The 18,549-nt window shown below is 70.7% G+C and carries 15 protein-coding genes; 1 reads left to right on the plus strand and 14 read right to left on the minus strand.

What is annotated here, in order from left to right:
• Nucleotides 1–9: 9 nt before the first annotated feature.
• The 14 genes from ABH928_RS10650 to rsmH form a co-directional block, all read right to left on the minus strand.
• The gene (locus ABH928_RS10650; RefSeq protein WP_370064629.1) at nt 10–606 is read right to left on the minus strand and encodes a cell division protein SepF; all 597 of its coding nucleotides are present in this window, start codon (nt 604–606) and stop codon (nt 10–12) included.
• Nucleotides 607–736: 130 nt separating this feature from the next.
• Nucleotides 737–1,465 (minus strand): YggS family pyridoxal phosphate-dependent enzyme, encoded by a 729-nt coding sequence (locus ABH928_RS10655; RefSeq protein WP_370065014.1) that lies wholly within the window; start codon nt 1,463–1,465, stop codon nt 737–739.
• A 5-nt stretch (nt 1,466–1,470) separates the two neighbouring features.
• Nucleotides 1,471–2,223 (minus strand): polyphenol oxidase family protein, encoded by a 753-nt coding sequence (locus tag ABH928_RS10660; RefSeq protein WP_370064631.1) that lies wholly within the window; start codon nt 2,221–2,223, stop codon nt 1,471–1,473.
• A gap of 251 nt (nt 2,224–2,474) precedes the next feature.
• Nucleotides 2,475–3,713 (minus strand): cell division protein FtsZ, encoded by a 1,239-nt coding sequence (ftsZ, locus tag ABH928_RS10665; protein ID WP_370064633.1) that lies wholly within the window; start codon nt 3,711–3,713, stop codon nt 2,475–2,477.
• Nucleotides 3,714–4,007: 294 nt separating this feature from the next.
• Nucleotides 4,008–4,790 carry a cell division protein FtsQ/DivIB gene (locus tag ABH928_RS10670; protein WP_370064635.1) on the minus strand — a complete coding sequence of 261 codons (783 nt, stop codon included), beginning with the start codon at nt 4,788–4,790 and terminating at the stop codon, nt 4,008–4,010.
• Complete coding sequence (gene murG / locus ABH928_RS10675; RefSeq protein WP_370064637.1) at nt 4,783–5,892, minus strand: undecaprenyldiphospho-muramoylpentapeptide beta-N-acetylglucosaminyltransferase; 1,110 nt, start codon at nt 5,890–5,892, stop codon at nt 4,783–4,785. The genes ABH928_RS10670 and murG overlap by 8 nt, the downstream gene beginning before the upstream one ends.
• Nucleotides 5,893–5,898: 6 nt before the next feature.
• Nucleotides 5,899–7,173: a putative lipid II flippase FtsW gene (gene ftsW / locus ABH928_RS10680; RefSeq protein WP_370064639.1), complete on the minus strand. Its 1,275-nt coding sequence runs from the start codon at nt 7,171–7,173 to the stop codon at nt 5,899–5,901.
• A 251-nt stretch (nt 7,174–7,424) separates the two neighbouring features.
• On the minus strand, nt 7,425–8,840 hold the full coding sequence (gene murD / locus ABH928_RS10685; RefSeq protein ID WP_370064641.1) for a UDP-N-acetylmuramoyl-L-alanine--D-glutamate ligase: 1,416 nt from the start codon (nt 8,838–8,840) through the stop codon (nt 7,425–7,427).
• 38 nt (nt 8,841–8,878) lie between these two features.
• Entirely contained in the window at nt 8,879–9,940 is a 1,062-nt protein-coding gene (gene mraY, locus ABH928_RS10690) for a phospho-N-acetylmuramoyl-pentapeptide-transferase (protein WP_370064643.1), read from the minus strand.
• On the minus strand, nt 9,940–11,373 hold the full coding sequence (murF, locus tag ABH928_RS10695) for a UDP-N-acetylmuramoyl-tripeptide--D-alanyl-D-alanine ligase (protein WP_370064646.1): 1,434 nt from the start codon (nt 11,371–11,373) through the stop codon (nt 9,940–9,942). The genes mraY and murF overlap by 1 nt, the downstream gene beginning before the upstream one ends.
• A gap of 7 nt (nt 11,374–11,380) precedes the next feature.
• Nucleotides 11,381–13,030, minus strand: a complete 1,650-nt coding sequence (locus tag ABH928_RS10700; protein WP_370065016.1) for a UDP-N-acetylmuramoyl-L-alanyl-D-glutamate--2,6-diaminopimelate ligase — start codon at nt 13,028–13,030, stop codon at nt 11,381–11,383.
• A 141-nt stretch (nt 13,031–13,171) separates the two neighbouring features.
• Nucleotides 13,172–15,328: a peptidoglycan D,D-transpeptidase FtsI family protein gene (locus tag ABH928_RS10705; protein WP_370064648.1), complete on the minus strand. Its 2,157-nt coding sequence runs from the start codon at nt 15,326–15,328 to the stop codon at nt 13,172–13,174.
• 15 nt (nt 15,329–15,343) lie between these two features.
• Nucleotides 15,344–15,907: a hypothetical protein gene (locus tag ABH928_RS10710; protein WP_370064650.1), complete on the minus strand. Its 564-nt coding sequence runs from the start codon at nt 15,905–15,907 to the stop codon at nt 15,344–15,346.
• Nucleotides 15,908–15,959: 52 nt separating this feature from the next.
• Nucleotides 15,960–16,931, minus strand: coding sequence for a 16S rRNA (cytosine(1402)-N(4))-methyltransferase RsmH (rsmH, locus tag ABH928_RS10715; protein ID WP_370064652.1), 972 nt, complete (start codon nt 16,929–16,931; stop codon nt 15,960–15,962).
• 593 nt (nt 16,932–17,524) lie between these two features.
• Here rsmH and ABH928_RS10720 point away from each other — a divergent pair.
• Nucleotides 17,525–18,538 carry an AAA family ATPase gene (locus ABH928_RS10720; protein WP_370064657.1) on the plus strand — a complete coding sequence of 338 codons (1,014 nt, stop codon included), beginning with the start codon at nt 17,525–17,527 and terminating at the stop codon, nt 18,536–18,538.
• Nucleotides 18,539–18,549 lie beyond the last annotated feature (11 nt).

Raw genomic sequence — 18,549 nt, forward strand, 5'->3', positions numbered from 1 at the left:
TCACGTCTGTCAGCTCTGGTTGAAGAACCCGCCCTCGGCGATCCGTGCCTTGTCCTCCGCCGTGACATCGACGTTAGCAGGAGACAGCAGGAACACCTTCTGCGTCACGCGCTCGATGCTGCCGTGAAGCCCGAAGACGAGTCCAGCCGCGAAGTCTACGAGGCGCTTGGCGTCCGTGTCGTCCATCTCCGTGAGATTCATGATCACAGGGGTGCTGTCACGGAAGTGTTCCCCGATGGTACGGGCCTCGTTGTAGGTTCGCGGGTGCAGCGTGGTGATGCGGTAAGGCTCCCGCTCGGAGGCAGTCTTGGACGTGATCACCGGGGCGCTCTTCTCCGCGAGTCGACGTTCGGGTGTGATGGACGCCACTGGCGCGATCCGAGGTTCGGGGGCCCGCATCGGGGCGACGACGGCCGAGGCCGCCACCGGCGCGGCAGCCGGAGCCGGAGCCGGAGCCGGACGGGGCACCTCCTCGGTGCGTCCGGTCCGCAGCGGCTCGGGCTCGGGACCGTAGTCGTCGTCGTCAGGGTCATAACCCTGGGCGTCGTAACCATCGTCCTCCACGAGACCGAGGTAGACCGCCATCTTGCGCATCGCGCCGGCCATACTCCTGTCCTCCGCTCTGTGGTGGATCGGCCCGGGGCGGTTCTACGATCCACGGTCTGCCCCCGTCATGCGAGGGAGATTCCTGATTGTCCGGATTTGTTCTTCCGGTCTGATCTTCTAACCGGTGACGTTACCGGAGCGTCGACCTCGCACCCAGCACCGCCGTCCCGACGCGCACGTGTGTCGCACCGGCAGCAATGGCCTCTTCCAAGTCTCCTGACATCCCGGCAGAGACCATCGTGGCAGCAGGATGGGCCTCCCGTACGCGGGATGCGATTTCCGCGAGACGCCGAAACGCGCCGTGTGCGTCGCCTGCGAACGGGCCGACCAGCGGGGCCACGGCCATCACACCGTCAAGTCGCAAGCCAGGAGCGGCTGCTACGGATTCGGCCAGGGTGTCGACCTCACTCGGTGGGACTCCGCCACGGTGGGCGCCCTCCGGAGTTTCCGATTCCAGACCCACCTGGATCAGACAACCGAGTTCAGAACGTCCGGATTTGACCACTTCTGCCGACAGCGCCTGGACAAGCCGGAGTCGATCCACGGAATGCACCCGGTCGGCGTAGCGGAGAACCGAACGGACTTTGTTGGTCTGCAATTGGCCGACGAAATGCCATTCAAGGGGTAGATCCCGACATTCCTCGGCTTTCGGCGCAGCGTCCTGATCGCGGTTCTCGGCCACGTCGGTGACGCCGAGTTCGGCGAGGAGCCGGGTGTCGGAGGCGGGGTAGGTCTTGGTGACGACGACCAACGTGACCTCGTCACGGGAACGCCCGGCGGCGGCGCAGGCCGCGGCGATACGGGCCTCCACGGCGGCGAGATTTGATCGGAGTTCAGCAAGTCGATCCGCAGATGTCAGATTTGTCACTTGTCGCCACCCGCCTTCGCGTCGGCATCCAGCCAGATGTAGCTCGCGAGCCGTCCGGTACGGGACGCCCGACGGTAGGAGAAGTGGTCCTCGGATTCGAGGGTGCAGATGTGCGGCACCTGACGCACCGTCACTTCCTGGCGCGCGAGCTGGGCGCGGACCCCCGCCGGAATGTCCAGCGCCGGGGTCCCCCAGCTGGTCTCCGCGTACGCCTCCGGCGTCCCCGCGGCGACCTCCGCGCGGAGCGAGTCCGGCACTTCGTAGCAGCGTCCGCAGATGCTCGGCCCGACGACGGCCTCGATCCGCTCCGCGCCGAGGTCGCGCATCAGCGCGACGACGGTGTCGGCGACGCCCTTGGCCAGCCCCGGCCGTCCGACGTGCCCGGCGCCGAGGACGCCGACGTGGGTGTCGGCGAGCAGGATCGGCGTGCAGTCCGCCGTGAGCACGGCGAGCGCGAGGCCTGGCTCGCGGGTGGCAACGGCGTCCACGGAAGGCGCCTCGCCGTCCGGCTGGCGACCGGTGGCGATGAAGCCTTCGGCGCCGTGGACCTGGTTCATCCAGACGACGCCGGCGGGGTCGATGCCCAGCGCCTCTGCGGCGAGCCTCCGGTTCTCCCGGACGGCGACGGGGTCGTCCCCGACGGCACCACCGAGATTCAGCTCGGCGTAGGGCTCAGGGCTCACCCCACCCCACCGGTCGGAGAACCCGACCCGCACACCATTTCCCAGGTCAATCCGCTGGCCGATCATGCGATCACCTTATGGCACACGGGAACGAAAACAGGGGCGCGGGGAACTGCGCGAGCAACCACCCTGTGCGGATGGCCCTGCTCGCTGAGCGACTCACCACACTGGGTGGCTTGTCGCGCAGTTCCCCGCACCCCTGAAAGTGCAACCACCTGCGGGAGCGAAAGAGCTGGCTTGTCGCGCCCACGCGGCGGAGTCGCAAACCAGCAGAGCCCCGCGCCCCTGAAAGTGCAACTACCTGCGGGAGCGAAGGCTCACTTCAGGAAGTCCGGCACGTCCAGCTCCTCCGCCGTCGTGTCGACGTACGGCGGGCGGGGCGGGGCCTGCTGCGGGACCGGGGGGATGGTCGGCTCGGGGGTCGGCCGGGGCGTGTCCTCCGCGCGGGGCACGCTGCCCAGCGTGTGCATGCTGCGACCGGTCGCGGTCGAGCCCGCCGCCGTGGAGCCGGAGACCCGGAACTCCGGGCCCGAGGAGGACGACGACGACGCCGGCCGGTCCGCGTTGCTCGTGCTGCGCACGACCGGCTCGCGGACGATCGGGGTCGGCTGGCCGCCGTCGAAACCGGCCGCGATGACCGTGACACGGACCTCGTCGCCGAGGGCGTCGTCGATGACCGCACCGAAGATGATGTTCGCCTCGGGGTGCGCCGCCTCGCTGACCAGCTGGGCGGACTCGTTGATCTCGAACAGGCCGAGGTCCGAGCCGCCGGAGATGGAGAGCAGCACGCCGCGCGCACCGTCGATGGACGCCTCCAGCAGCGGCGAGGAGATCGCCATCACCGCTGCGGCCTTCGCGCGGTCCTCGCCGCGCGCCGAGCCGATGCCCATCAGCGCGGAACCCGCGCCGCTCATCACCGACTTGACGTCGGCGAAGTCGAGGTTGATCAGACCCGGCGTGGTGATCAGGTCTGTGATGCCCTGGACACCGGAGAGCAGCACCTGGTCGGCCGAGCGGAACGCGTCCAGCACGCTCACCTGGCGGTCCGAGATGGACAGCAGGCGGTCGTTCGGGATCACGATCAGCGTGTCGACCTCCTCACGCAGCTGCGCGATGCCGTCCTCCGCCTGGTTGGCGCGACGGCGGCCCTCGAAGGTGAACGGGCGCGTCACGACACCGATGGTCAGTGCGCCGAGCGAACGGGCGATGTTGGCCACGACCGGTGCGCCACCCGTGCCGGTGCCGCCGCCCTCACCCGCCGTCACGAAGACCATGTCGGCCCCCTTGAGGACCTCCTCGATCTCCTCGCGGTGGTCCTCGGCGGCCTTGCGGCCGACCTCGGGGTTGGCTCCGGCGCCGAGGCCCCGGGTGAGCTCGCGGCCCACGTCCAGCTTCACGTCGGCGTCGCTCATCAGCAGGGCCTGGGCATCGGTGTTGATCGCGATGAACTCGACGCCCTTGAGCCCGACCTCGATCATCCGGTTGATGGCGTTCACGCCACCGCCGCCGATGCCGACGACCTTGATGACTGCGAGGTAGTTCTGGGGTGCTGCCACGTCGAAGGCCTCTCGCCTCGGATGTCCTGTACCGAAGGGGCGGTGCTCCCGACGCTCCCGACCCGAACCCTAAACATTAGGTTTAGAGTTAATGCTATGTCACTGCTGCATTATCCAGTGTCACTAGGACACTAGGTCTCCGAGCATGCCGGTTCAATGGACACGCCGAGCAACAACTTTTTTCTTGTGAGCCTATGTGATCAAAGGTCCGAGCGCGTACTCGGGGGTCACTAAGGGTCAGGGAGATCCCGACAGCCCGTCAAGACCCTCACTGCCCACCCGAGTTCCGGACGCTCAGGAACGCAGCGCCGGATCTGTCGGTGCGCTCACGTCGTATCCCTTGGACGCCTGCTTCATCAGGGCGTTGAGCACGACCGCCTTGCGCGCACTCTGGTCCGGACTTCCCCAGTAGACCGTGGCCCCGGAACTGAGGGTCAGTTCGATGTCGTCGTAGGAGTGGACGACAACCTGCTGCGTCTGCTCGGCGATCGGCGCGGGCAGCGACTTGGCGACCTCCACCGCGCCGGACACGAGGACCGCCTGCGGGAAGTCGGCCAGCGCGCCCCTGCCCGCGGCGCCGAGCGCGAGCTGGACCACCGGAACGCCCGGCAACGGCCTTGCCGTCGTGGCGAACTGCACGCCGTCGGCGTCCTCCAGTGTGTAGCCCCCGTCCGCGGCACGCACCGAGGCGACCGGCACGCGCTCGGTCACCACGATACGGACCGTGTGCGGCCAGGAGGTGGACACGTCCGCGTGGGCCACGCGCGGCAGCGCCTTCTCGATGCGCGACTCGATCGCGCCCGTGTCCACCTGCTCCAGCGGGCCGCCCAGCGGGACCTGGGCGGCCTGGAGTACCTGACCGTCCGTCACCACCCGGGTGCCGCTGACGCCGACCGTCCGCACGTCGAAGACCGAGGAGAACCAGACCAGCCAGACCACGCCGCCGAGCAGCGCGGCGACCAGCAGGCAGATCACCGCGATGCCGCGTCGCGACAGCCGCAGCTTCGGGAGAGGCGGTCGTTCGTCGCCGAACTCGCCCTCCCGCTCCTCCTCGGCCTCCAGCGCGCTGTCAGTCACGACGGCGGCCGCTCCCCCGGTGCGCGTCGACGGCCTCGTACACCATCTGGGCCAACAGCTGGTCCGCGTCACGGCGGCCGAACTCGGCGGCGGACTGGCTCATCTGCCACAGCCGCTGCGGGTCGGTGAGCACCGGCAGCAGCTGCTGCAGCACCCAGTCCGGGGTCAGCTCGGCGTCGTCGACGAGCAGGCCGCCGCCCGCGCGGACCACAGGCTGGGCGTTGAGCCGCTGCTCGCCGTTGCCGATCGGCAGCGGGACGAACGCGCCCGGCAGGCCGACGGCGGCCAGCTCGGCCACGGTCATCGCGCCGGCCCGGCAGAGCATCAGGTCGGCGGCGGCGTAGGCGAGATCCATCCGGTCCAGGTACGGCAGCACCCGGTAGGGCGGCATGCCCGGCTGCTCGACGACGGGCGGCAGCTCGTTCTTCGGGCCCACCGCGTGCAGGATCTGCACGCCGTACTGCTGCAGCCGCGGCGCGACGGTCTGGATCGTCTCGTTGAGCCGACGTGCGCCCTGCGAGCCGCCGGAGACCAGCAGCGTCGGCAGGTTCTGCTCCAGGCCGAAGTACTGCCGCGCCTGCGGACGGGCCAGGCCGCGGTCCAGGGTGGCGATGGTGTGCCGCAGCGGGATGCCGATGTAGCGAGCCTTCTGGAACTTGCTGTCCGGCGTGGCCACGGCGACGTAGTCGGTGTACCGGGAGCCGATCTTGTTGGCCACGCCGGGGCGGGCGTTGGCCTCGTGGATCACGATCGGCACGCCGCTGCGCTTGGCCGCGAAGTAGGCGGACATGGAGACGTAGCCGCCGAAGCCGACAACCACGTCCGCCTTGGTCCGGTCCAGCACGTCCTGCACCGCCTTGACGGTGTTGCGGAGGCGGCCCGGCAGGGTGATCAGGTCACCGGTGGGCTTGCGCGGAAGCGCGACCTTGGGGATCAGCGCGAGCTCGTAGCCGCGCTCCGGAACCAGCCTGGTCTCCAGGCCCTGCGAGGTGCCGAGTGCGGTGATGCCGACCGTCGGGTCGTTACGCCGCAGCGCGTCAGCCAACGCGAGTGCGGGCTCGATATGCCCGGCGGTGCCACCGCCGGCGAGTACGACATGCACCGAAATTCACCGCTCCTTGTGGGGTCGCCGGAGGAACCGACGCCGCGCCTGCTTGTTTCCCTTGCGCTTGCTCCGTGCGGCCAGGGCCGCCTTCGCAGCCGGCTCGCTGCGTGCGAAGCAGAGCAGCATGCCGACCGCGAACATGGTCGGCAGCAACGCGGAACCGCCATAGGAGAACATCGGGAGCGGGACGCCCGCGATGGGCAGTAGTCCCAGCACCGCACCAATGTTGATCACGGCCTGAGCCATGATCCAGGTGGTGGCGCCTCCCGCTGCGTACCTGATGAACGGGTCCCTCGTGCGTACGGCCACGCGGATACCCGCATACCCTAGTGCCGCGAAGAGAACGAGGACGGACACGGTCCCCGCCAGCCCGAGTTCTTCACCGGTCACCGCGAAGATGAAGTCGGTGTGCGGCTCCGGAAGTTGACCCCATTTTTCCACGCTGGCGCCCAGTCCGGTCCCGAACAGTCCGCCGGAGGCCAGCGCCCACACGCCGTGGACCGCCTGGAAGCAGGAGTCGGCCGGGCCGACCTGGGTGGCTCCGATGCAGGAGAGCCGGCTGAGCCGGTGCGGCACGGTGATGATGAGGGCCGCGCTGGCCAGCAGCGCGAGCAGCGAGGTGGCGCTGAACAGGCGCGTCGGCGCACCGGCCATCCACAGCAGGCCGAAGAGCAGGGCGCAGATGATCATGGCCGTGCCCATGTCGCCGCCCGCGAGGACGAGTGCGAGCAGCAGCAGTCCGACCGGGACGAGCGGGATCAGCAGGTGCTTCCACTCGTTGAGAGTCTTCATCTGCTGTTTACGAGTGAGCAGATCCGCCGCCCAGAGCACGAGCGCGAGCTTGGCGAACTCGGAGGGCTGGATCTGGAAGAAGCCGCCCAGCCGGATCCAGTTCCGGTTGCCGTTCACGGAGACGCCGATGCCCGGCACCATGACGGCGAAGAGCAGCACGATGACGAAGAGCAGCAGCGGGTAGGCCAGCGCCCGGATCGACTTCGTGGGCAGGCGGACGGCCAGGTACATCAGGCCCGCGCCTATCACGATGGAGATGAGCTGCTTCTTGAAGTAGTAGTCGAAGGGCAGCCCGTCCAGGCGCGCCTGGATCTGCGAGGCGGAGAACACCATCGTCAGACCGAGGATCAGAATCAGCGCGGAGGACCCGAGGATCAGGTAATACGGCGTCAACGGCCGCTCCAGGCCCCGCTTGAAGCGGTGCAGGGCGCGCTGCAGACTGCCGAACCGGCTGTAGGACCGGAAGGTGGCGACGGACGCCTCCACCGGCCCCTCCGTGACACCGGTCCGTGGCACTGCGGTGGTCCTCTCCCCTGGTCAATCAACGAGGACAGACCCTACCGGGTCGGAGCAGGGCAGACGCGTAAGGCACATGGGTGAGTTGCAAACGTCAGGGGCGCGGGGAACTGCGCGAGAAACCACCCTGTGTGGACGGCCCTGCACATTGAGGACCAACTGCCCTGGGTGGCTTGTCGCGCAGTTCCCCGCGCCCCCAGGTAGTGCAGCGTCCCTCTTGCCTAAAGTGCGTGCACCGCAGCTGCGAAGAGATCTCCCCGCTCGCCGTAGTTGGTGAACATGTCCATCGACGCGCACGCAGGTGCAAGCAGCACCGTGTCGCCGCTCTCGGCGAACCCCGCCGCCGCGCTGACGACGGCGTCCATCGCCGCCGCGCCGACCACCCCGTCGGGCAGTTCGAAGACCGGGACGTGCGGAGCGTGCTGCTCCAGGGCCTGCCGGATGACGGCGCGGTCCGCGCCCATCAACACCGCTGCCCGCAGCCGGGACGCGGCGACCGCCACGAGGTCGTCCATGTCCGCGCCCTTGGCGAGGCCGCCCGCGATCCAGACGACCGACTCGTACGCCGCCAGCGAGGCGGCCGCCGCGTGCGGGTTCGTGGCCTTGGAGTCGTCGACGTACGCGACGCCGTCCACCTCCGCGACAAAGGCGATCCGGTGCGCGTCCGGGCGGAAGGCCCGCAGGCCGTCACGGACCGCGCGCGGCTCGACCCCGTACGCCCGCGCCAGCGCGGCAGCCGCCAGCGCGTCGGCGATGTTGTGCGGGGCGCTCGGCTGGACGTCCTCGACGGAGGCCAGCTCGGCGGCCGCGTGCCGACGGTCGGGGATGAACGCGCGGTCGACCAGCAGGCCGTCGACGACGCCGAGTTGGGCCAGGGCCGGGGTGCCGAGGGTGAATCCGACGGCGCGGCAGCCCTCCTCGACCTCCGCCTCGCGCACCAGGTGCTCGGTCGCGGGGTCGGCGACGTTGTAGACGCAGGCGACGACGTTGCCCTCGTAGATCCGGCCCTTGTCGGCCGCGTAGGCCTCCATCGAGCCGTGCCAGTCGAGGTGGTCCGGGGCGATGTTGAGGACGACCGCCGAGTACGGGTGGACGCTGGGCGCCCAGTGCAGCTGGTAGCTGGAAAGCTCCACCGCCAGCACGTCGTACGGCTCCTCGGCCAGCACCGCGTCCAGCACGGAGACGCCGACGTTGCCGACGGCGGCCGTCCGCTTGCCCGCCGCGGTCAGGATCGAGGCGAGCATGCGCACGGTCGTCGTCTTGCCGTTAGTGCCGGTGATGGCGAGCCACGGCGCGGGCTCACCCGTGGCCGGGTGCGGACGGCGGAGCCGCCAGGCGAGTTCGACGTCGCCCCAGACCGGGATGTCCAGCTTCTCCGCCGCCTGGAAGAGCGGCGAGTAGGGCGGCCAGCCGGGGGCGGTGACGATCAGCTCGGTCTCGTCCGGGAGCGAGTCGCCGTCGCCGAGCCGGACGGTGACGCCCAGCTCGCGCAACTCCTCGGCCTGGGCCTGCTGACGTGGACCGTCGCCGCCGTCGACGACGGTGACCACCGCGCCGAGCCCGTGCAGCACCTTGGCCGCCGGTACGCCGGAGACACCCAGCCCCGCGACAGTGACCCTCAGCTTCTCCCAGTTCATCGCCCCACCACTCTCAGTCTCCCTCGATCAGGCCTCGGTCAGGAGGTGACCCAGCCAGCGTAGAAGAGGCCGAGGCCCACTGCGACGCACAGGCCCTGGATGATCCAGAAACGGACCACGATCAGGACTTCCGACCAGCCCTTCAGTTCGAAGTGGTGCTGGAGTGGCGCCATTTTGAACACGCGCCTGCCGGTGAGCCGGAACGAACTGACCTGGATGATCACGGAGAGGGTGATCAGCACGAAGAGGCCGCCGAGGATCGCCAGCAGCATCTCGGTGTGGGAGCAGATCGCCAGACCGGCCAGCGCGCCGCCGAGGGCCAGCGAGCCGGTGTCGCCCATGAAGATCTTGGCGGGCGAAGTGTTCCACCACAGGAAGCCGAAGCAGGCGCCCATCAGCGCGGCGGCGACCACGGCCAGGTCGAGCGGGTCGCGGACCTGGTAGCAGTTGGGGCCGGCGGTCGCAGCGGAACCGCAGGTCTGGCCGTACTCCCAGATGCCGATGAAGACGTAGGCGCCGAAGACCATCACCGAGGCGCCGGTCGCCAGACCGTCCAGGCCGTCTGTCAGGTTCACGCCGTTGGACATGGCGAGGATCATGAACAGCGCCCAGACGGCGAACAGCACCGGGCCGAGCGACCAGCCGAAGTCGGTCACGAAGGAGAGCTTGGTGGACGCCGGGGTGGTGCCCGCCGGGTCCGGGAAGCGCAGCGCGGCCACCGCGAAGACGATGCCGACGATCAGCTGTCCGGCCATCTTGGCCTTGGCCCGGAGGCCGAGCGAGCGCTGTTTGACGATCTTGATGTAGTCGTCGAGGAAGCCGACCAGGCCCATGCCCGCGAAGAGGAAGAGCACCAGCAGACCGGAGACGGTGAACTCGGTGCCCATGATCACGTGCGTCAGCACGTACGCGATCAGCGTCGCCAGGATGAAGGCGATACCGCCCATGGTGGGCGTACCGCGCTTGCTGTGGTGCGCCTGCGGGCCGTCGTCGCGGATCATCTGGCCGTAGCCGTGGCGGGCCAGGATCCGGATCAGGATCGGGGTGCCGACCAGCGAGAAGAACAGGCCGATCGCGGCTGCGAAGAGGATCGCCTTCATCAACGACCAGCCTCCCCCGCGCCGGCGGCCGACGCGTGCTGCGTCAGCAGGGCTGCGGCGACCCTCTCCAGACCGACCGAACGGGACGCCTTCACCAGGACCACGTCCCCCGGCCGGACCTGTTCACGCAGCAGCTCGATCGCGCTATCCGCGTCGGGCACCAGCACCGATTCCTCACCCCACGAACCTTCGTTCCTCGCGCCAAGCTCCATGCAGGCCGCCTCCCGGCCGCCCACCGCCACCAGCTGGGCGATGTTCAGCCGGACCGCGAGCCGGCCCACGGCATCGTGCTCGGTGAGGGAGTCCTCGCCGAGTTCCCGCATCTCCCCGAGGACCGCCCAGGTACGGCGTGCCTCGGGGCCTCTCCCGCCGATCGCGGCGAGCGCGCGCAGGGCGGCCCGCATCGAGTCGGGATTGGCGTTGTAGGCGTCGTTGATCACAGTGACGCCGTCCTGACGCTCCGTCAGCTCCATCCGCCACTTGGACAGGCTTCCGGCTCCGCTCAGCGCGGCGGCGATCTGCTCGACGTCCATGCCGCACTCGGTCGCGACCGCGGCGGCGGCGAGGGCGTTGCTCACGTGGTGCTCACCGTAGAGCCTCAGAGTCACCTGTGCGGAACCGGTGGGTGTGCTCAAGGTGAACGAGGCCCGCTGCAGCTCGTCGAAACGGACATCGCTCGCCCGCACGGTCGCGTCCGCCGCCTCGCCGTACCGGACGACGCGCGCCGCGGTCCGCGGGGCCATGCCCCGCACCATCGGGTCGTCGCCGTTCAGCACGGCCGTTCCCTCGGCGGGCAGCGACTCGACCAGCTCGCCCTTGGCCTCGGCGATGCCCTCGCGGCTGCCGAACTCGCCCAGGTGCGCGGTGCCGACGTTGATGACCAGGCCGATCCTCGGTCGGGTGATCCCGCAGAGCTCGGCGATGTGACCCTTGCCACGCGCGCCCATCTCCAGCACCAGGAACTCGGTGTCCTGCTCCGCCTTCAGCACGGTCAGCGGGAAGCCGATCTCGTTGTTGAAGGAGCCCTCGGTGTAGACGGTGCGGCCCTTGGTGCCGAGCACCTGGGCGATCAGGTCCTTGGTGCTGGTCTTGCCGGTCGATCCGGTGAGCGCGACGACGGTGGTGTCCGTCAGCCGCAGCGAGACGGCGTGGGCCAGCTTGGCCAGGGCGTCCTGCACGTCGTCGACGACGACGGCCGGGACGCCGACCGGGCGGGTGGCGAGCACGGCGGCCGCGCCCTGCTCCGTCACGGCGCGCTCGGCGAAGTCGTGTCCGTCGACGCGCTCGCCGGCCACCGCCACGAACAGCGCGCCGGGCAGGATCTGGCGCGAGTCGTGCACGACGGGGCCGGTCACCCGCGTCTGCGGGTCTGGCGTGTCGGCGAGCTTCCCTCCGGTGGCCTCGGCCACCTCCGCGAGGGTCAGGGGGATCACGTTGGCTCTACTCCTCGATGTCCCTGGCGGGGGTGTGAACGGTGCCGGCGGCTGCGCCGGCCTCGGTGATCGCGTCACGCAGCACGATCCGGTCGTCGAACGGCCGGACCTCCCCCTTCGCGTACTGACCGACCTCGTGGCCCTTGCCGGCCACCAGGATCGAGTCGCCCGCGTGCGCACGTGCGACCGCGGCGGCGATCGCCCGGGCCCGGTCCGGTTCGACCAGGACCGCGCCGCGCTCCGCCTCGGGCACCTCGACCGCACCGGCCAGCATCGCGTGGAGGATCGCCAGCGGGTCCTCCGTACGCGGGTTGTCGCTGGTCAGCACGGCGGTGTCGGCGTAACGGGCGGCGATGGCGCCCATCGGGCCGCGCTTGAACGGGTCCCGGTCACCGCCGCAGCCGACGACGACGTGGACCTGGCCCTTGGTGACCTCGCGCAGCGAGCGCAGCGCGCCCTCCAGGGCGTCCGGCTTGTGCGCGTAGTCGACCACAGCCAGGTACGGCTGTCCAGCCTCGACCTGCTCCATCCGGCCCGGCACGCCCGGCACCGAGGCGACCCCGGCGACGGCCGCCTCCAGCGGCAGTCCGGCGGTCACGGCGGCGGCGATGGCGGCCAGCGCGTTGGCGACGTTGAACGGGCCCGGCAGCGGCGAGGAGGCGTCGGCGGACTGTCCGTCCGGGCCGACGACGCGGAAGTGCGAGCCGGCGTGGCCCAGCTGGACCTGCTCGGCGCGCCAGTCGGCGCTCGGCTCGCCCTCCGCGGAGTAGGTCACCACGGGCACCTCGGCCTCGGCGGCCAGACGGCGGCCCCAGCGGTCGTCGATGTTGACGACGCCCAGCCGGGAGCGACGCGCGGTGAACAGCTGCGCCTTAGCCCGGTAGTAGTCGTCCATGTCCGGGTGGAAGTCGAGGTGCTCGGGCGTGAGGTTGTTGAAGACCGCGACGTCGTAGACGACGCCGTCGACCCGGCCGAAGACCAGGGCGTGGCTGGAGACCTCCATGGCGACGGCGTCCGCACCGGCCTCGCGCATCATCGCGAGCACCGCGTGCAGGTCGGTGGCCTCGGGGGTGGTCCGCTCGCTCTTGATCCGGGTCTCGCCGACGCGCATCTCGACGGTGCCGAGCAGACCGGGCGTGCGGCCGGCGCCCAGCAGCGCGCCTTCGATCAGATACGCCGTGGTGGTCTTGCCGCTGGTTCCGGTGACGCCGATGGTGAGCAGCTGCTCGGCGGCGTTGCCGTAGATCGCGGCGGCCAGCTCGCCGACCCGGGAGCGCGGCTGCGGCACGACCAGCAGCGTGACGCCGCAGTCGGCGGCGCGCTCGGCCCCGGCCTCGTCGGTGAGCACCGCGACCGCGCCCGCGGCGGCAGCCTGGGCGGCGAAGTCGGCGCCGTGGACGTGGGCGCCCGGAAGAGCGGCGTAGATGTCGCCCTGACGGACGGCACGGGAGTCGTGGGTGATGCCGGTCACCGCCACGGCTGCGGCGCCGTCGGCGGGTGCCCGGTCCGCGTCGTCCAGCCCGAGCAGCGCCCCTACCTGGGCAAGCGTGAGCCCGGTGGTGTTGCGGGGGCGGAGTGGGGACTGATCACGAGTTGGCACGGCGGTGAGGTTACCCGTACCTGTGCTCTCGGGGCCAAGTCGGGAGCTCGTCCGCATGTCCATGCCGCTGTCCGTGCCGTTCATGAGGGTATCGCCATCCTTCGTGTCGCCTGCCGGGACCCCCCACGTGTACATGCCGTCACCGTCACCGCTGCTGGCGGTGCTGCTGCTGTCACTCCTGTCGTCATGATCGGCCCCTCACCAGTTGACCGGGAGGTCGGCCGGGGCCCCGCCGGTCGGGGGCACGTCGAGCGTCTTCAGCGAGAACTCCATCACCTGCTTGAAGACCGGGCCGCACAGCTCGCCGCCGTAGTGGGCGCCGACCGGTCCCTGGATCACGCAGGAGACGGTGATCCGCGGCTTGTCGGCGGGCGCGAAGCCGATGAACGAGGCGGTGTAGCCGCTGTAGCCGTGGGCCGTGGCGCGGTTGGCGGTACCGGTCTTGCCCGCGACCAGGTAGCCGGGGATCTGCGCCATGGTGCCGGTCCCCTCCTCGCTGCCGACGACCGACTGCAGCATCTGCGCCACCGTCCTGGCGGTCTGCGTGCTGACCACCCGGGTGGTCGCGGGCGCGGGCGCCGGGGTGTACACACCGTCCGGTCCGGTGATGCCCTCGACCAGCGTCGGCGCGACCCGGACCCCGCCGTTGGCGATGGTCGAGTACACCGAGGTGGTCTGCAACGCGTTGACGGACAGGCCCTGGCCGAAGGGGATGGTGTACTGCTGCGACGCGTTCCACTGGCCCGGCGGCGGCAGGATGCCCGGGGACTCGCCGGGGAAGTTCAGTCCGCTCGGCTGGCCGATGCCGAACTTGGTCAGGTAGTCGTAGAGGACCTGGTTCGCCTGCGCCTGGGTGCTGCCCAGATGCTCGGCGGCCAGGATGGTCCCGATGTTGGAGCTCTGCGCCAGCACGCCGTTCAGCGTCAGCTGCTCGGTGCCGTGGGCGACGTCGTCGTGGAAGACCGTCCCGTCCCGGGGCAGTGCTCCCGGCACCGTCACATGGGTCTGCGGCGTCGCCACGTTCTGCTGGATCACGGCGGACATGGTCATCAGCTTGCTGACCGAGCCCGGCTCGTAGGCGTCGCTGAGGGCGGTGTTGCCGATGGCGTTCGGGTCGGCGTGGGCCAGGTCGTTGGGGTTGAAGGTCGGCGCGGTGGCCATGGCCAGGATCCGGCCGTTGGTGACGTCCTGGACGATGACGTAGCCGCCGAGCGCGTGCGAGGCGGCGACCTGGGCGGAGAGCTGCTGCTGCGCCTCCCACTGGATGTCGCTGTTCAGCGTCAGCTTGATGTTCGAGCCGGGGATCGCCGCGGTCTCGTGCTGCCCCTCGGCGGTCGGCACCTCGCGGCCGTTGGCCTGGGCGTAGACCTCGTTGCCGTCGGTGCCCCGCAGCTGCGACTGGAACTGCTCCTCCAGGCCGCCGGAGCCGACGCCCGCGGCGTTGACGAAGCCGATGACGTTGGCGGCGAGGTCGCCCTCCGGGTAGACGCGCTTGTCGTCGCGGGCGCGGAAGATCGACGCCAGCGGGTTGGCGCAGGCGTCGTCGACCCGGCCGCTGTCGCCGGCCTTCTGGGCCAGCAGGTTCTCGGTCAGGCAGTGCCCGGAGGAGGCGCTGTTCGCCAACTGGTTCGACAGGTTGGAGATCTGCGTCCAGACCTGCGGCGACTGCTGCTTGGCGATCAGCCGGTACATGTCCGTCGTGGGGTTCTTCGCCGTCAGCAGCGTCGTAAGCGTCGTCTGGTCCATGCCCAGGATCGGGGCGAGCAGCGCGGCGGCGGCCCGGGGGCCGTCGGTGGTGTGCAGCTGCTGGGGCGTGAGCATGGTCGGGTCGGCGGTGATGTCGTAGGCGGTGACGGTGGTCGCCAGGACGTTGCCGTTGCCGTCGGTGATGGCGCCGCGCTGCGCGGTCAGCGGGACGGTCACGTACCGGTTGGCCGAGGCCTCGGCCGCCAGCGCGGTCGAGTCGAGGAACTGGAGCTGGACCAGCCGGCCCAGGAAGAGCGCGAAGACCGTCCCGAGCGCGATCAGCAGGAACCGCAGCCGCTTGCGCGGCTCGCCCAGCTGCAGCGTCGCCGCCCCGGCGGGCCCGCGCGCACCGGCTCGCGGCACGGGCGGACGCGGGTGTCCGCCGCCGCTGCCGTTCCTGCTCCCGTTGGCGCTGTTGCCGCGGGAACCGGCCCCGGCCGCACGCGCCTTGGGGACTCCGCCGCTCCCGGCCGCCGGACGGCGGGCCTGGTCCGGACGGGACGGACGCGCCGGGCGCACGGGACGCGCGTCCCGGGAGGGACGCGGCGCGCGGTCGCGCGGGTCACGGTCGCGGGAGCTGCGGTCACGGTCGCGAGGAGGCTGAGGCATCGTCAGATCACTCCGTCAGTCGCCTGCGGGCGGGGTCGTGCGCGGGTGGGCGCTCGGCTTCGGCTTGACCGTTCCGGTGCCGGAGCCGGTCCCGGTGCTGTTCCTGGCCGCGTCGTGCGAGGTCGTCCGGGCGCCGCCGGACGGTGTGCCCGTACCGGACGGCTTGGCCGTGGCGGAAGCTGACGCGGGCGCAGAAGCCGGTGCGGACGGGGTCGGCGACGGGGTCGGTGACGGCGGCGGGCCGACCAGCGGGGCCGGAGAGCTGCCGAGGACCTGGCCGTTGTCCATCAGGAACGCGGGGTTGCTGCCGGGCACCATGCCGAGGCCGCGGGCGCGTGCGGCCAGCGCCTCCGGCGCGGACCACCCGTCGATCTGCTGCTGCAGCCCCTGCTGCTCGTTCTGCAGCGACGTGGTGTGCTGCTGGAGCTGGGAGAGCGTGAACGACCCCTGGCTGACGGCGGTGTTGAGCATCAACAGCGCGATCAGACCGCCCGACAGCAGCAGTATCACCAGCAGCGCGAACGGACCGCGCCCGGCGCGGACGCTCCGGGATCGCGCCGTTCCCCTCCCGACTGCCACCTGCACGCACTCCCTCGACGCACTCGACCCTCATCCGGCACGGCCGGTCCGTTCACGACCCGACGCGTTCCCGGATTCTCTCCGCCCCCCGCAGCCGCGCGGGCGTGGCGCGCCGGTTCTCCGCGATCTCTTCCTCGGTCGGCAGCTCCGCGCCTCGCGTCAGCAGCTTGAACCGGGGCTGGTACTCCTCCGGGACGACCGGCAGTCCGGGCGGCGCGTTGGTGGCCGCGGCCTCCGTGAAGAACCCCTTCACCAGGCGGTCCTCCAGCGAGTGGTACGAGAACACGGCGATCCGTCCGCCCACTGCCAAGGTGGCGAGCGCTCCCGGAATGGCACGCTCCAGCACGGTCAGCTCCCCGTTGACCTCGATCCGCAGGGCCTGGAAGGTGCGCTTGGCGGGGTTGCCGCCGGTCCGCCGCGTCGCCGCGGGGATCGAGTTGCGCACCAAATCCACCAGACGCGCGCTGTTGCTGAACGGTTCCTTCTCGCGCTCGCGCAGGACCGCCGAGGCGATCTTCCCGGCGAAGCGCTCCTCCCCGTACACCTTGAGGATCCGCGCCAACTCCCCGTGGGAGTAGGTGTTGAGGACCTCCGCCGCGCTGATCCCGACGGTCTGGTCCATCCGCATGTCCAGCGGCGCGTCCTGCGCGTAGGCGAAACCGCGGTCGGCCTCGTCCAACTGCATGCTGGAGACGCCGAGGTCGAAGAGCGCGCCGTGGATCTGCTCGATACCGAGCCGCTCCAGCACCTCGGGGATCTCGTCGTAGACGGCGTGCACCAGGGTGGCCCGGTCGCCGAAGGGGGCCAGCCGCTCGCCCGCCAGCCGGAGCGCGGCCGGGTCGCGGTCGGTGGCAACCAGCCGGACCTCGGGGAACTCGCGCAGCAGCGCCTCGCTGTGGCCGCCCAGGCCCAGCGTCGCGTCGACCACGACCGCGCCGGGGGCGCGCAGCGCCGGGGCCAGCATCTCGAGGGTGCGCCGCAGCATCACCGGGACGTGCTTCGCGTTGTCCGCGGCGGAGCTCATGACCTGCTTACCTCGGGCCTCTCTGCAAGTGGCCCGCGCCTACTGGTCCCCGCCCGCTCGCCCGCGAGGGAAGAGCCGTCTGGCGCCGGGGAAGGGGCGTCAGCGGGCAGCAACCACGTGCGGGTGTCGAGCGGGTGGAGGCCGGAAGGTACGGGCCCTGATCAACGTACGGAGCGTCCCGTCCGACACTCCCTCGACGTGGCGTCACTCTACTCCACGGCTCCCCCTGGTCAATCGAACGGCGCGGCCGACCCCCCGTCCGAGTGAACCCAGAAACCCCTGGTCAGGACCGCTGCCCCGGAAGGTCAGGGGCGCGCGCCACGCCGGAACACGCCCCCAGCGTCCGAGCGTGCCCGGCGCCCGGTCCGACGCGACCTGTCACGTGGCCCGTCGCGTGGCCCGCCCCGGACGTCCTCGGCGGGCCCGGCCACCCGATCTTTACGGCAAATCACCGCATGTCAGCCAGTCGAGTGACGTAAACGCCCGGCGCAGGGAACAATGCGTCTCAAGCGGGCCCGTGCCCCTGCCCCCGGCGGGGCAGGCGACGGCCCGTGCGGGGACACAAACGGGCGGACGGTACGAGGAGCAGCCGGGTGACGACCTTCGACGAACGCAGCGGTGTCGACCAGCAGGGACAGCCGTCGTCCGGCGCTGTGCTCGCCGAGCTCGACGCCGTGGTCGGCCGGATCCGGGCCTCCGTGGAGAGCGTCCTGGAGGGCAAGCCCGAGGCGGTCCAGCTGGCGCTGACGGTGCTGCTGGCCGAGGGCCACCTGCTGATCGAGGACGTGCCCGGCGTCGGCAAGACCATGCTGGCCAAGGCGCTCGCCCGATCGATCGACTGCACGGTCCGCCGGATCCAGTTCACCCCGGACCTGCTGCCCTCGGACATCACCGGCACCAGCATCTTCGAGCAGAACCGCCGCGAGTTCGAGTTCAAGCCCGGCGCGATCTTCGCCCAGATCGTGGTCGGCGACGAGATCAACCGCGCCTCGCCCAAGACCCAGTCGGCGCTGCTGGAGTCGATGGAGGAGCGTCAGGTCACCGTCGACGGCACCAGCTATCAGCTGCCCGCGCCGTTCATGGTGGTGGCCACCCAGAACCCGATCGAGATGGAGGGCACCTACCCCCTCCCCGAGGCCCAGCGCGACCGCTTCATGGCCCGGATCTCCCTCGGCTACCCCAGCCCCGACGCCGAGTTGAAGATGCTCGACGTCCACGGCGGCGTCTCGCCGCTGGCCGACCTGGAGCCCGTCGCGCACACCGACGACGTGCTCAAGCTGATCGGGATCGTCCGCGGGGTCCACGTGGCCGACGAGCTGCGCCGCTACGCCGTGGCCCTGGTCGGCTCCACCCGGACCAGCCCGGAGCTGCGCCTCGGCGCCTCGCCCCGGGCCACCCTGCACCTGCTGCGCGCCGCCCGCGCCGCCGCTGCACTCGACGGGCGCACCTACGTCATCCCCGACGACATCCAGCGGCTGGCCGTCCCGGTGCTGGCCCATCGGGTGCTGCCCACCGCCGAGACCCAGCTCGGCCGCCGCACGCCGGAGGACGTGGTCCAGGACCTCGTCCTGACGCAGCCGTTGCCGCAGTACACGCGGGGGCGCTGAGCGTGCCGACG

Source organism: Streptacidiphilus sp. MAP5-3, from assembly GCF_041262505.1.
Classification (GTDB): Bacteria; Actinomycetota; Actinomycetes; order Streptomycetales; family Streptomycetaceae; genus Streptacidiphilus.

Excerpts from the sequence above, each read along its gene's own strand:
- ABH928_RS10650 (WP_370064629.1), bottom strand. The coding sequence starts at position 606 with ATGGCCGGCGCGATGCGCAAGATGGCGGTCTACCTCGGTCTCGTGGAG.
- ABH928_RS10660 (WP_370064631.1), bottom strand. The coding sequence starts at position 2,223 with ATGATCGGCCAGCGGATTGACCTGGGAAATGGTGTGCGGGTCGGGTTC.
- ABH928_RS10705 (WP_370064648.1), bottom strand. The coding sequence starts at position 15,328 with ATGCCTCAGCCTCCTCGCGACCGTGACCGCAGCTCCCGCGACCGTGAC.
- murD (WP_370064641.1), bottom strand. The coding sequence starts at position 8,840 with ATGAACTGGGAGAAGCTGAGGGTCACTGTCGCGGGGCTGGGTGTCTCC.
- mraY (WP_370064643.1), bottom strand. The coding sequence starts at position 9,940 with ATGAAGGCGATCCTCTTCGCAGCCGCGATCGGCCTGTTCTTCTCGCTG.
- ABH928_RS10700 (WP_370065016.1), bottom strand. The coding sequence starts at position 13,030 with ATGCGGACGAGCTCCCGACTTGGCCCCGAGAGCACAGGTACGGGTAAC.
- rsmH (WP_370064652.1), bottom strand. The coding sequence starts at position 16,931 with ATGAGCTCCGCCGCGGACAACGCGAAGCACGTCCCGGTGATGCTGCGG.